The sequence below is a fragment of the Acinetobacter sp. ANC 4910 genome, from assembly GCF_004331035.1.
Lineage (GTDB): Bacteria > Pseudomonadota > Gammaproteobacteria > Pseudomonadales > Moraxellaceae > Acinetobacter.
Window position 1 is genome coordinate 15,457 of the sequence record NZ_SJNT01000004.1, and the last position, 12,504, is coordinate 27,960.

10 protein-coding genes and 1 riboswitch are annotated in these 12,504 nt (G+C 38.6%); of the genes, 5 read left to right on the top strand and 5 right to left on the bottom strand.

Annotated elements, in window-relative coordinates; all coding sequences use genetic code 11:
- The 4 genes from E0H82_RS05005 to mhpT all read right to left on the bottom strand — a co-directional run bounded on the left by E0H82_RS05005 (position 1) and on the right by mhpT (position 4,225).
- Complete coding sequence (locus tag E0H82_RS05005; protein WP_131263624.1) at positions 1–654, bottom strand: urea amidolyase associated protein UAAP2; 654 nt, start codon at positions 652–654, stop codon at positions 1–3.
- A gap of 18 nt (positions 655–672) precedes the next feature.
- Positions 673–1,416, bottom strand: coding sequence for an urea amidolyase associated protein UAAP1 (locus E0H82_RS05010; protein ID WP_131263626.1), 744 nt, complete (start codon positions 1,414–1,416; stop codon positions 673–675).
- A gap of 29 nt (positions 1,417–1,445) precedes the next feature.
- Positions 1,446–1,542, bottom strand: a riboswitch (guanidine-I (ykkC/yxkD leader).
- A gap of 160 nt (positions 1,543–1,702) precedes the next feature.
- Positions 1,703–2,767, bottom strand: a complete 1,065-nt coding sequence (locus E0H82_RS05015; RefSeq protein ID WP_131263627.1) for a diguanylate cyclase — start codon at positions 2,765–2,767, stop codon at positions 1,703–1,705.
- A gap of 243 nt (positions 2,768–3,010) precedes the next feature.
- On the bottom strand, positions 3,011–4,225 hold the full coding sequence (gene mhpT / locus E0H82_RS05020; RefSeq protein WP_131263628.1) for a 3-(3-hydroxy-phenyl)propionate transporter MhpT: 1,215 nt from the start codon (positions 4,223–4,225) through the stop codon (positions 3,011–3,013).
- A gap of 367 nt (positions 4,226–4,592) precedes the next feature.
- On the opposite strand from mhpT, the gene E0H82_RS05025 reads away from it, so the two are divergent.
- Positions 4,593–6,425: an SIR2 family protein gene (locus tag E0H82_RS05025; protein WP_131263629.1), complete on the top strand. Its 1,833-nt coding sequence runs from the start codon at positions 4,593–4,595 to the stop codon at positions 6,423–6,425.
- A gap of 46 nt (positions 6,426–6,471) precedes the next feature.
- Here E0H82_RS05025 and mnmG read toward each other — a convergent pair whose 3' ends face one another.
- Positions 6,472–8,352, bottom strand: a complete 1,881-nt coding sequence (mnmG, locus tag E0H82_RS05030; RefSeq protein WP_131263630.1) for a tRNA uridine-5-carboxymethylaminomethyl(34) synthesis enzyme MnmG — start codon at positions 8,350–8,352, stop codon at positions 6,472–6,474.
- Between the two features lie 263 nt (positions 8,353–8,615).
- On the opposite strand from mnmG, the gene E0H82_RS05035 reads away from it, so the two are divergent.
- The 4 genes from E0H82_RS05035 (at position 8,616) to E0H82_RS05050 (ending at position 12,347) form a co-directional block, all read left to right on the top strand.
- Entirely contained in the window at positions 8,616–8,960 is a 345-nt protein-coding gene (locus tag E0H82_RS05035; RefSeq protein WP_131263631.1) for a hypothetical protein, read from the top strand.
- Between the two features lie 571 nt (positions 8,961–9,531).
- Complete coding sequence (locus tag E0H82_RS05040; protein WP_131263632.1) at positions 9,532–10,431, top strand: bile acid:sodium symporter family protein; 900 nt, start codon at positions 9,532–9,534, stop codon at positions 10,429–10,431.
- Between the two features lie 113 nt (positions 10,432–10,544).
- Positions 10,545–11,447: a 50S ribosomal protein L11 methyltransferase gene (prmA, locus tag E0H82_RS05045; protein ID WP_116759010.1), complete on the top strand. Its 903-nt coding sequence runs from the start codon at positions 10,545–10,547 to the stop codon at positions 11,445–11,447.
- A gap of 18 nt (positions 11,448–11,465) precedes the next feature.
- The gene (locus E0H82_RS05050) at positions 11,466–12,347 is read left to right on the top strand and encodes a DUF3426 domain-containing protein (protein ID WP_131263633.1); all 882 of its coding nucleotides are present in this window, start codon (positions 11,466–11,468) and stop codon (positions 12,345–12,347) included.
- Positions 12,348–12,504: the final 157 nt, after the last annotated feature.

The window sequence follows — 12,504 nt, forward strand, 5'->3', positions numbered from 1 at the left end:
TTACTCCACCACTGCTTCACGAACAATCAGTTGGATTGGCGTTGGGTTATAGGCATTACAGGGATTATTTAGCTGTGGGCAATTCGAAATCAGTACAATCAAATCCATCTGCGCTTGAACTTCCACGTACTTTCCTGCGGCAGAAATACCATCTTCAAATTTCAAATGTCCTTCTGGGGTAACAGGCACATTCATAAAGAAGTTAATGTTTGGACCAATATGACGCACATTTAGACCATGTTTTAACGCGACAGGATGCTTGGCCAAGGCATACATAAAATTATTGCGGCAACTATGCATTGGGTAAGTGTCGTGGGCATAACGCACTGTATTACTTTCACACGAACATGCACCGCCCAAAGTGTCATGTCGACCACAGTTATCATCGTGGATAATTGCCATCGGGCGCGCCAAATTACTGTATAACGTGGTGCCTTTTTCAAGATAAATCTGGCGATTCATGGCCAAGGTATCGGTTGCGCTATAACGTTCTTCTGGATTTTCAGCACTGATAAACAGTGTATCCACCGCCTGATTGCCTTCTAAATCGATAATGCGGAAGTACTGTCCTTTTTTCACTTCGCACATCCATGCTTCACCCGCAGGACACACTTCACTTAACACTGTTTTTTCAAAGTTTTGTAATACTGTCATGACCATTCTCCAGAGTTCTTAGCAAGCATCAGATAATGCGAAATAACGTGCATTATTTTGGAACGCACGCTGGTTTTGGGCACATGAATCACGACAGAGATCATGTTCATTCAAAGGATTGGCTTTAAACAGAGAAAGCTGAATGTCCGCAGGTTGGTAAATAGGATTTTGATCTAAAGCATGCGGTGCAGCAGACAAAAATACCAAACAGTCCATTTCAAAGCGTAACTCAATCACCTGATCGGTATTGTCAGCGGCTACATAAGAGAGTTCGCCTGCATCATTGGGCGCCACTTTGGAAAATAAATTCAGAGTGGCACTTAAGTCAGTTTGTCCTAAACAGCACTTCGCCATTTCCACCAATAAACCATCTACACCACTTTGATACATGGCATTGCGTGCAGCTTGAAAGTTTTGGTGGCCATATTGCGCTGTGATCTGTTCCGCACGGCTTGCACCACATAGCACATCATTCCAACCGTGTTCATCATTAACAATGGAAGCCATGACACGCCCAAGATCTGAATACAGCACATGACCCGAGCTTAAATAGGCGGTATGTTGCCCTTTCAAACTGTCTGGCATGTTAAAACGCTCTAGTTTATCGGCAGCATTAACACAGAACAGTGAAACATTGGCATATTTAGAGAGTGCTTTAAAACGAAGAATTGCACCTTTTTGAATACGCCCCGACCAGTGATGTCCGCCTGGCAACACTTCAGTCCATAGTGTTTGGTCATTGTGATATTGATGTAAGCCCATTGCTGTTACCTCTTCGGTGGATTCGCATGACCTCCCGGGCTTTTATCCCTCCGTGTAGTTCTTTCGAACCGTGAACTCTCGGTCTCAGGCATACGCGTACGTATCGGAACCCTAGTTCACTTTTTTCATAGCAATGATTAAGCAAAGGCTGTGCCAATTAAGTATTACGGTTTTTATCATCCGTAATACTATTTTTGAACGAAGATGATGCAAAAATAAAAAAAGGTGCTTTTTTGCACCAGAATTAAAACAATTCACCCTAAAGGCTGTATTAAAATGATTTCTATTAACTCATTTCACAAATGTATTGCACACCATCACGTCCCTGACGTTTCACTTCATACAACGCCTGATCTGCCATTTTTAGCCAATCCGTCGTGGAACCTGCTGCGGCTGCCGAAGAAATCCCAATGCTGATACTCATCCGAAAATCTGGATTACTCGGTAAGCGAAAATGTCGTACTTTGTCCAAAATGGTTTGTGACAATTGCATGATTTCTTGCGAGCTGCTGTCCATCACAATCACAGCCAACTCATCACCACCGAATCGGGCAGGAATATCTTTACTTTGAATTGATTCTCTTAAAATATTCGACAGCTCAATCAGGACATAATCTCCCATTTCATGTCCATAGGTATCATTAATGTCTTTAAAATGATCCACATCGATTAACATTAAATGAGCCGTACTATTTCCACGTTGTGTCTGTACAAAAGTGCTGGCTAAACGCTGCTCAAACAAACGACGGTTAGGAATATGCAAACGCGGATCCATTAAGGCAATCCGTTCAAACTGACGATTTTTCTGACTTAAATTGGTAGAGAGCTTCCGAGATAAAATACTCAGGGCAATTAAATATAAGGTTGCCAATGGAATGGTGAGCCACACCGTATGAGGGCTAAAAGTGAGGGTCAAAGGCATACCAACCAATAACCAGATACCAATCAAAGATACGGTAAATCCTAAAATTGAAGGAGCTAAAAGTTTCCATCCTCCTGCTGCATAACGGTCTGCAATAAATACCGCCAGAATAATAAAAGATGGCATGGGACTTAAGCCCATCACCCCTATCCAAGCGCCTCCGAACATGGTGTCTAGAATCAAACTGGTTTGTTCTGATTTCACAGGATCGCTAGATCTTCGACTGATTAAGAAGGCAACACTTGGCCAAACAAAAGCATTCACTGCCAATAAAATAAAATAGCTACTTTCATAATGCATATCCCGTAATACTGAAAAAATAGGGAAAAAACACAAAATTGTTCCAAGCTGTCGCATAATAAAAATTCGCTTGAGGAATTTTTTTGTTCGCGTTTGTAATAATTCTTCATCAGGAACAATGTAAGACATATTTAACTAATGCCAAATGAGAATGGTTTCCTATAATGTAGCAAATTTTATTCCCTAATCTATCCTTATCGTTTAAAAAAGTTGATATTTATCGCTTTTTGAGACAACAAATTATTGTTCTTAATTTTTAAAACCAAGCACTGATATTTAACGTTCAGCATAAAAGACTTCGATAAAATGCCAAACGCACAAATGTAAATCATTACACTTGTGCGTAGCTCCTTATGATCGGAGGATAAAAGATTATTTTTGCTCTTGCTGAGCTTTAAAACGTGATAATGCCGTGACTGCAATTGCCGAAAGGAGAATTCCCGGAGCACTTGCCACCAAAATACCCGTTGTACCCAAACCTAAGGCTAGAATTTTACCTGTCAGTAATGGACCTGTCATTGCACCTAGGCGTCCTAAAGAAATTGCACTGCCTACACCTGTGACCTTACCCGCCCCTGAATAAAAGATTGGAGAAATTCCATAGAGAATAGATTGACCACCTGTAGAGAAAATTCCTCCAAGAACACCCGCAACAATTAATACAGCAACGACTTTACTGGTAAACAGCAATAATAGTGCAATGAATAAGCCCGAATAGATAATCACCGCCATCTGCCATAATTTAAGTCGATCCAGCAAGTAACCAAAGCAAAGCGTACCAATCACAGCGCCTACCTGAAACACCAACATCACTAAAAATGCTTGCTGCTTTTCTAAGCCTTGCTCCATCAATAAATTGGGTAACCAGCTAATTAGGATATAGTTCACCATCAAGGTGAAGAAGAAACTGACCCATAACGGTAAAGTCTGTTTAAATTTTTGTTGCTGAAATAATACTTCAGTCATTGCAGGGACTGGTGCTAGGTCAGCATTTTCGACAAGCGTTGTTTGCTTCGGTTTATCTTTTAAAATAAATGCCATGAATGGAATGAGGACTAATGGGGTAATCCCACCAATCAAGAACAATGTCTGCCATGGAATATCTTTAAAATAGATCGCTAACCCTGCAACAAAAATTGCGCCAACAGGCAAGCCGCAATACATCAAACTGTTTAATTTTCCACGGTTAGCTTCCGTTGCTTCATCACCGACCACTGAAATCATGGTTGGCATTGCGGCCCCCAAACCTAGACCTGTTAAAAAGCGAGCAAGATATAAAACTTCTACATTCGGTGCGATTGCTGTAATACTAAAAAATACCCCAAAGATCGCAATAGACAACATCAGGACTTTCTTTTGCCCTAAATAATCAGCAAAACGTCCGCCAAAGAATGCGCCAAACAGCATGCCAAATACACCTAGGCTAAATACATAGCCCATTTGTACTTGATCTAAACCAAAGGTTGCTGCGATTCCTTTTGCTGCAATACCGGGGGCTTGTAGGTCAAAACCTTCAAAAAAAGCCACCCAAAAACACAAAAATACGATGAGGAATTTCTGCATTTTTCCCGTGTTTGTTTGAGCCATAATTGATCTCCATCAATAGTTTGCAAGTTGGCTAAAACTTGTGGGGCTATTTTGAAAGGTATCACTGGCTAGAAATAGCACGACAATAGTCGGGATTGCTTCAAGGTATACAACATTAAACCTATCAAATAAGACCTGAACCATATAATTAAATGAATAAATAGAATTTAAAAATAAATTATTTATATAAATTTCAATAACTTAAAATTTAACTAGTTTTAGGCTATCGAATGATCAGAACTGACTATACTTTTCTTTTTTTCTCTAAAATTGGCAATAGATTGCATCTCTTTAGTTGAACTCTACTTTTATTATTCAAATTCATCGTATAATCGAATAAATCATCAATTTTAATAACTTAAAGATAATGAGCTTTAACGTAAAAGAAGTCGCACAGCTTTTAAAACAAGCCAAAGAAAATGAAAAACCATATGTATTCTTTACGGGTGCTGGTTGCTCAGTGAAAGCAGACGTTCCAACTGCAACAGAACTCATTCAAGAGATTTGCAAGAAATTCCCAATCCAAGTCAAAAATATTGATCCAGAAAAAGACAAGTACAATTACGGCAAGTATATGTCTGCTTTAGATAAATCTGAGCGTAGGGAATTACTTAAGCCACACATTATCGACAATAAAAAAATCAATTGGGCACATATTGCTCTCGCTTGCCTTATGCAAGGTGGATATATCCAACGTGTTCTAACCTTTAATTTTGACAGCATACTGTCACGCGCTTGTAATCTTCTAGGCTTACACCCTTCTATTTATGATTTTGCAACTGCCAACCCACATCTTTATCATTTGATTAATGATCCATCTATTGTTCACTTACATGGGCAAGGCACAGGATTTGTTCAACTGAATACTCAAGAAGAAACACTAAAACATACCGAACAGTTGGGTGATTTTATTGCTTCAACATTAAACTCCAATCCAAGTTTATTTATTGGCTATAGTGGTAACGCAGACGAATTTTTCCCCCTACTCGAGAAAAAATATTCAGAACAACATCGTTTAATTTGGACAGGACGAAAGCAGAATATTGATCAAATTGAAGCAGAGTCTGTTAAAGGTTTTTTAAAAAAGAATAATAATTTAACACATTATATTGGTGGTATTGATGCTGATGACTTTTTAATTCAACTTGCAAAAGAACTTGAATGTTTTCCTCCAGAACTTTTTTCCAATCCATATAGGTTCCTAGACCAACAACTTAAAAATATCCAACCTTACCCTCTCGGAGACGGATTAGACATCCTTGAGAATCTAACAGGTTATTTAAAAGAACAAGCGGAAAAACCTTTAAATAAAAGCTTATATACTGCCGTCATACACAAATATCAAAATAAAGAATCAACTAAAGGACTAACTGAAAAAGCTATTAATGACATTATGTGGGCATATGACCAACAAGCTCGCTACTTAAGAAATCAAGAGAAATTCGAAGACAGCCATAGAATTTATGATCAAGCTTTAGCAATATCAACTCGCCATTATGGATGCCTCCATAATTACGCATTAAATTTATCAGACTATGCAAATATAAAAAAAGATGAAAATCTTTTTAATAAAATTTTTGAATTGCATGAACAAGCTTATAAGCTTCAACCATTTAATGCCGATAATATAGGAAACTTTGGTCTTTCTATTTTAAGATTAGCGTGCATAAAAAAGGATGAAAACCTTTTTAAAACAGCATTTGAAAAATTCGAAATATCTTTAGGCATTCAGCCAGACAGCTTAAATTTTCTAGGGAATTATGCGATAGCACTTTCAACTTTAGCAAGAATTCAACAGGACGAAGCTCTATTTAATAAAGCCATTATCGAATATCAAAAAGCTTTAAATATTCAACCTGATGATGCTGATATTCTAAATAATTATGGTAATGTACTTTCAGACTTAGCTAAATTTAAAAATGATGAAAGCTTATTCCAAAAAGCTTTTGCACAATATCAAAAAGCTTCAAAAATACGGCCAAATGATACCTATAACTTGGCTTGTTACTATTCATTAAAAAATAATCTAGAAGTAAGTAAAGAAAATTTACTGCATGCAGAAAAATATGATTCTCTGCCTTCAAATCCCCATAAACACCTTAGTGAAGATCAAGATTTAAATAATATACGTCAAGAACAATGGTTCACTGAACTGTTAGAGCGCTTAAAAGAAAAAGAATTAAAGAACAAAGCTGCGTAAAGAAAAAAGCCCGCATAAAGCGGGCTTTTTTAATAACTTTCAAAGATTAAGCAGATTTCTTGGTTTGTGCATTCTTACGAATTGTAATCATCACCAACTGTATTGCAGCAGGTGTTACACCTGGAATACGACCGGCTTGAGCCAAAGTATCTGGACGCACATCCTTCAATTTTAAAGTAATTTCACGAGACAAACCTGAAACTACATCATAATCAAAGTCGGCTGGAATTTTTGTTTCTTCCAAACGCTTCATTTGCGCGACATCTTCATGCTGACGGTTAATATAACCTGCATATTTCACCGCGATTTCAATTTGATCGCCTACTTGAGCAGACACTTCAGAGCCAGTGAGTTCTGCAATTTGAGCAAATGAAATATTCGGACGTTTTAACAAATCAATCGCAGAACACTCTTTCGATAAATCCGCACCTGTCATTTCGACAAACTGTTTACCCATCGGGTTATTTGGTGCTGCCCAAAGGTGTTGTAAACGACCTGTTTCTTGTTCAACGGCTTCCATTTTTTCACAGTAAGCGGCCCAACGAACGTCATCCACCAAGCCCATTTCACGACCCACTGGGGTTAAGCGCTGATCCGCATTGTCTTCACGCAACATCAAACGATATTCCGCACGTGAGGTAAACATACGGTACGGTTCTTTCGTGCCTAGCGTAATCAAGTCATCTACCAACACGCCCATATACGCTTCATCACGTTTTGGTGTCCATTGCTCTTGATCCCAAGCTCGACGCGCAGCGTTCAGACCTGCAAGTAAACCTTGTGCACCGGCTTCTTCATAACCTGTCGTACCATTAATCTGACCCGCAAAATACAGGTTGTTAATCGCCTTGGTTTCTAAAGTAAATTTAAGCGCTTGTGGGTTGAAGTAATCGTACTCAATGGCATAGCCTGGACGCAAAATATGTGCATTTTCCATGCCGCGAATCGAACGAACCAATTCAAACTGCACATCAAACGGAAGTGACGTTGAAATACCATTTGGATAAAGTTCATGTGTATCTAAGCCTTCAGGCTCTAAGAACACTTGATGTGAGTCTTTATCCGCAAAACGGTGAATTTTGTCTTCAATTGATGGACAGTAACGTGGGCCGACACCTTCAATGACACCTGTGTACATTGGTGAACGGTCTAAACCACCACGGATAATGTCGTGGGTTTTTTCATTGGTATGAGTAATGTAGCAGTTGACTTGTTCTGGGTGCATAGATGCATCACCCATAAATGACATCACAGGAGACGGGAAATCACCTGGTTGAGGTGTCATTACAGAAAAATCCACTGAACGCGCATCAATACGTGGCGGTGTACCTGTTTTTAAACGACCTACAGGCAGATTTAACTCACGTAAACGGTGTGCGAGCGAAATTGATGGTGGATCGCCTGCACGACCGCCACTCGATTTTTCAAGACCAACATGGATTACACCACCCAAGAAAGTCCCTGCAGTCAGTACAACAGTTTTCGCATCAAAGCGAATACCCATTTGGGTTACAACGCCTTTTACAGTATCGCCTTCAACAATCAGATCATCTGCTGCTTGTTGAAAAATATCCAAATTGGCTTGGTTTTCTAAAGTGTCACGAATCGCAGCTTTATAACGTACACGGTCAGCCTGTGCACGTGTTGCGCGTACCGCTGCACCTTTACGTGAATTCAGAATACGGAACTGAATACCACCTTTGTCGGCAGCCAGTGCCATTGCACCGCCCAAAGCATCAATCTCACGGACTAAGTGCGATTTACCAATGCCGCCAATGGCTGGGTTACAGCTCATCTGCCCTAAAGTCTCAATGTTATGAGTCAGGAGTAAAGTCTGTCGACCCATACGCGCCGCAGCAAGTGCTGCTTCCGTACCTGCGTGACCGCCACCGATAACAATGACATCGTAAACTTTAGGATAATGCATAGTGGTATAGAGAGAAATAAAAAGAATGACAGAGTATTATATCAAATTTTGCTGAATAAGTTGACCAAACAACTCAATTTTATTTTTAAAACATTTCCTATTGAATGTTGCATATCGCTACATAAACACTATTGATCTGTCTAATAATTAAGCGATTTAACACAATTTTTCAGCACTATTTACCTGATCTACACTGTTTTATTTTGGCTATTTTTTATTCTATTAAGGAGTAACCTAAAAAATATAGGAACAAGGTACGCATCATGAATAAAAATATTCTACTCTCTGCTCTGCTCTGCGGTTTATGTCTTACTCCATTTGCCACTCAGGCAAATGATAAAGTTGAAACCACCTACAACGCGCAAAAATATATGCAGGTCTGTAAAGGAAAAACTCAAGGCGCTCCTGTCAGTTTTGCTTACCGTGGCATTATTTGGAATGGAACCTGCGAACCACAATTCTTTAGTACCAATAAAGCAGTGACAGGGAATGAATCCGAATTAATGACTACATGCCAAACAGATATGGCTGCTAAATCTGTCATGATTGCTGGTCAAGAAGTAAAAGGGAAATGTGCATTAGGTTTCACCGCCCCTTACCCTAAATAAATAGTAAGTAATTTACAAACAGTTATCCTCCACAAAGTGGTTAAAGTACTTCATCTTTAACCACTTTCCCTATCAAGTTGCATGAGTGATAAAACACTCAAATCATGCGTTAGCAGTCAATAAAATATATATAAATTAAGGTGAGAACTGACTGGTCACGCTTTACAGTCATTTTGACCATAAAATGTACTTGTCATTTTTAGAATTGAAAACCGCCAACTGAATCTACAATTGAAAATAATTTTTAAACAAAGTGGATATCTAGCCAAGAGTTAATTTTAAACATTAAAAAAACAAACAGTTATTTTAAGATATGGATCATAGAATCAAATCTTAAAAAGAGACATCCATCACATTAGTCATTCTGCATTAAAAATCAATGTTCACCACACAAGCATGCAGCATTGTGCATAAATGTCATTTGCAACTTCTATAAATACATTATGATCAAAATGATTGTGTATCGCTTCGGCGAAAGACCCCACACAAAAATAACCACAATCTCAATCAAAAACTCAGGATCGAGTTTTACTGATTTTAAAATTAAATTGATTTAACAATAGGAATAAAAATGGATTCAGGATTGATTACCGTTATTCTACCTCTCGCTTTAGCAATCATTATGATGGGCTTAGGTCTTGAGCTCACTCCAAAAGATTTCGCACGCGTTACCAAACAACCCAAAGCCGTGATGATTGCCTTATTTACACAACTGGTCCTTCTGGTGGGTATTGCATTTTTACTGTGTAAACTTTTTGCACTTCCACCACTTCTGGCTGTTGGTGTCATGCTCCTTGCAGCTTCACCAGGTGGCACAACTGCCAATTTATATAGTTATCTCTTTAAAGGTGATGTCGCATTAAATATTACCCTTACAGCAATTAACTCTGTGCTTGCAGCAGTAACCCTACCTTTAATTGTCAATTTCTCGATTCATCATTTCGTTAATGATGGTCAACAAATTAATTTGCAGCTTGGGAAAATCATTCAGGTCTTTAGCATCATTATTGTGCCTGTTTGTATTGGTATGACAATTCGTCACTTTGCACCGAATTTTACACAGAAAATGCATCGACCTGTTCGCATTTTCTCGGTTGTGTTTTTAATTTTAATTATTGCTGCTGCATTTATTAAAGAAAGAAATAACATTGCACAATATTTCACGCAGGTTGGTGGCGTTACCATTCTATTCTGTATGATTAGCTTAACACTTGGCTATGTATTACCACGACTCATTTCAGTAAATAGCGCGCAAGCACGTGCCTGTGCTTTCGAAATTGGGGTACACAATGGAACACTTGCCGTCACAATCGCCATGACTGTGATTGGAAACACCACTGTAGCCATGCCTGCTGCGGTTTATTCTTTATTTATGTACTTTATCGCTGCTGGTTTTGGCATGTTACTGAATAAATTAGAAGGCACGCCAAAATCTGTTCAGGATGACAACCCAATTAACCTAAAGTCTTAATATAAAAAAAAGGATGCTTCGGCATCCTTTTTTACAGTTAGATGAAAGTGTAGCTGTAAGTGCTGCTCTCAGTTACAATGTGCGCTTTAGAAAAGCAAAGTTTGGGTTATTCCGTGAAGTGGTTACAAATTCATATTACTGTTGATCAAGCACAAGTCGATTTTACAGAAACATTATTAAGTTCTTTGGGCGCAGTCAGCGTGACTTTGGACGATGCTGAAAATCAAGACTTACTTGAGCCACTTCCAGGTGAAACACCACTTTGGAATAAAGTCATTGTGACGGGTATTTATGCACAAGAAGATAATGAAGAAATTGATGTCGCAGCATTAGAAACCTTCATTCGCGCACAAATGCCAGACGCACCTTTGCGTAGTGAGTACTTAGAAGATCAAGTCTGGGAAAGATCTTGGATGGACTATTACGAACCCATTCAAATCAGTGAAAAATTCTGGATTGTGCCTGAATGGTTAGAGCCACCAGAAGCGGATGCTGTCAACATTAAACTGGACCCAGGTTTAGCTTTTGGTACAGGCAATCACGCAAGTACCTTCTTATGCCTACAATGGCTTGGCAAAACTGACCTTAAAGATAAAATCGTGATCGACTACGGATGTGGTTCGGGCATTCTTGGTGTTGCAGCCTTACTTCTAGGTGCGAAAAAAGTCTACGCTACAGATATTGACCCACAAGCGATATTAGCAACTCAACAAAATGCTGATCTAAATGGTGTTCTCGACCAACTGTTTGTAGGCTTGCCAGATGAGTTCAATGAAACTTTTGGTAGCCAAAAAGCCGATGTATTGGTTGCAAATATTCTAGCTGGCCCATTAATGGCTCTTGCGCCAGAGTTTGCAACTTTAACAAAATATGAGGCAGAGTTCGCACTTGCGGGTGTGATTGAAGAGCAAGTTGCTGATGTTTCTAGCATTTACTCAGAATTTTTTGATATATTAGAAGTTGAAACGCGTGAAGAAAACTGGTGCCGTATTTCAGGCAAACGCCACAAAGCCTAACTATCTAATTTAAAAACTATGAGCGAAAAACAAACCAGCTGTCCTGAGTGTCTAACAATTTATCGAGTCTCTGTGGCTCAACTGACTGTTGCTCAGGGCATGGTTTGTTGCCCAAAGTGTTCAACTACGTTTAATGCTTTAACACATTTAATCAATCAGCCCTTTGGTCAGCTTGCGACTTATCCCGCTTCGGATAATCATTTTGATTCATCTAATCAAGAAACTGACTTTCGCCATCAAATGTCCAATATTGCTTTTGAACATTCTTTGTCGAATCGTCAACAATTACTTGAAATTTTTGATCGAAAAATTGAACACTCCAATATTGACTTAAAAACGTATTTAAACAATCTCAATTATTTTAGTACCGATCCAATCGGAAACTTCCCTGCGCTTAACCTTGCAGAAAAAGATGTAGAGCACAAACCTCGTAGCCCTATCTATTATATGATGTGGGGCATCATTAATATTGCTTTAATTCTATTATTATTGTTCCAGTTCTTTTGGTTTAACCCACATTACTTAAGAAGTAGCCCTAAATTAGCCGCGAGCTTTAACCACGTTTGCGCTTTGTTCAAATGTGAAATACAGCAAGAGAACTATACCCTTATTAGTGCCACCAAAGTAAAAGCCAAGCGTATTGAAAAAAACAAAACACTATTTACAGGTGAATTAATCAATTATTACGATAAGAGCATTCCTTTACCTATTCTTAAAGTTATTTTACGTGAACAAGGTGTAGAAACAGGTAGCTTCACACTGCAACCCAAAGAATATTTAGCAGACAACTTGGTTGGTATTGAACGTATCCCTCAAAAAAGACCATTTAAAATCCATTTTGAGCTTCCAGTCGATCGAAAAAGCTTTGATGACTATAGTTTAGAAATCATTGGACCTTAAAAAATGAAAAAACTACAAAAAAAGTAAAAAAAAAGTAAAAAAAATGCAGTTTTCTTGCTCACTTTTTCTAAGACAATGGTATCATACGCGCCACGAAAGCTTTGTGCTGCAAACTCCTCGCTAATTTTCACAACAACTACTAGTTTTGCCAATGCGC

What these genes read in the sequence shown, in the direction of transcription:
- E0H82_RS05005 (WP_131263624.1), bottom strand. Translation starts at nt 654, where the DNA reads ATGACAGTATTACAAAACTTTGAAAAAACAGTGTTAAGTGAAGTGTGT.
- E0H82_RS05010 (WP_131263626.1), bottom strand. Translation starts at nt 1,416, where the DNA reads ATGGGCTTACATCAATATCACAATGACCAAACACTATGGACTGAAGTG.
- E0H82_RS05015 (WP_131263627.1), bottom strand. Translation starts at nt 2,767, where the DNA reads ATGTCTTACATTGTTCCTGATGAAGAATTATTACAAACGCGAACAAAA.
- mhpT (WP_131263628.1), bottom strand. Translation starts at nt 4,225, where the DNA reads ATGGCTCAAACAAACACGGGAAAAATGCAGAAATTCCTCATCGTATTT.
- E0H82_RS05025 (WP_131263629.1), top strand. Translation starts at nt 4,593, where the DNA reads ATGAGCTTTAACGTAAAAGAAGTCGCACAGCTTTTAAAACAAGCCAAA.
- mnmG (WP_131263630.1), bottom strand. Translation starts at nt 8,352, where the DNA reads ATGCATTATCCTAAAGTTTACGATGTCATTGTTATCGGTGGCGGTCAC.
- E0H82_RS05035 (WP_131263631.1), top strand. Translation starts at nt 8,616, where the DNA reads ATGAATAAAAATATTCTACTCTCTGCTCTGCTCTGCGGTTTATGTCTT.
- E0H82_RS05040 (WP_131263632.1), top strand. Translation starts at nt 9,532, where the DNA reads ATGGATTCAGGATTGATTACCGTTATTCTACCTCTCGCTTTAGCAATC.
- E0H82_RS05050 (WP_131263633.1), top strand. Translation starts at nt 11,466, where the DNA reads ATGAGCGAAAAACAAACCAGCTGTCCTGAGTGTCTAACAATTTATCGA.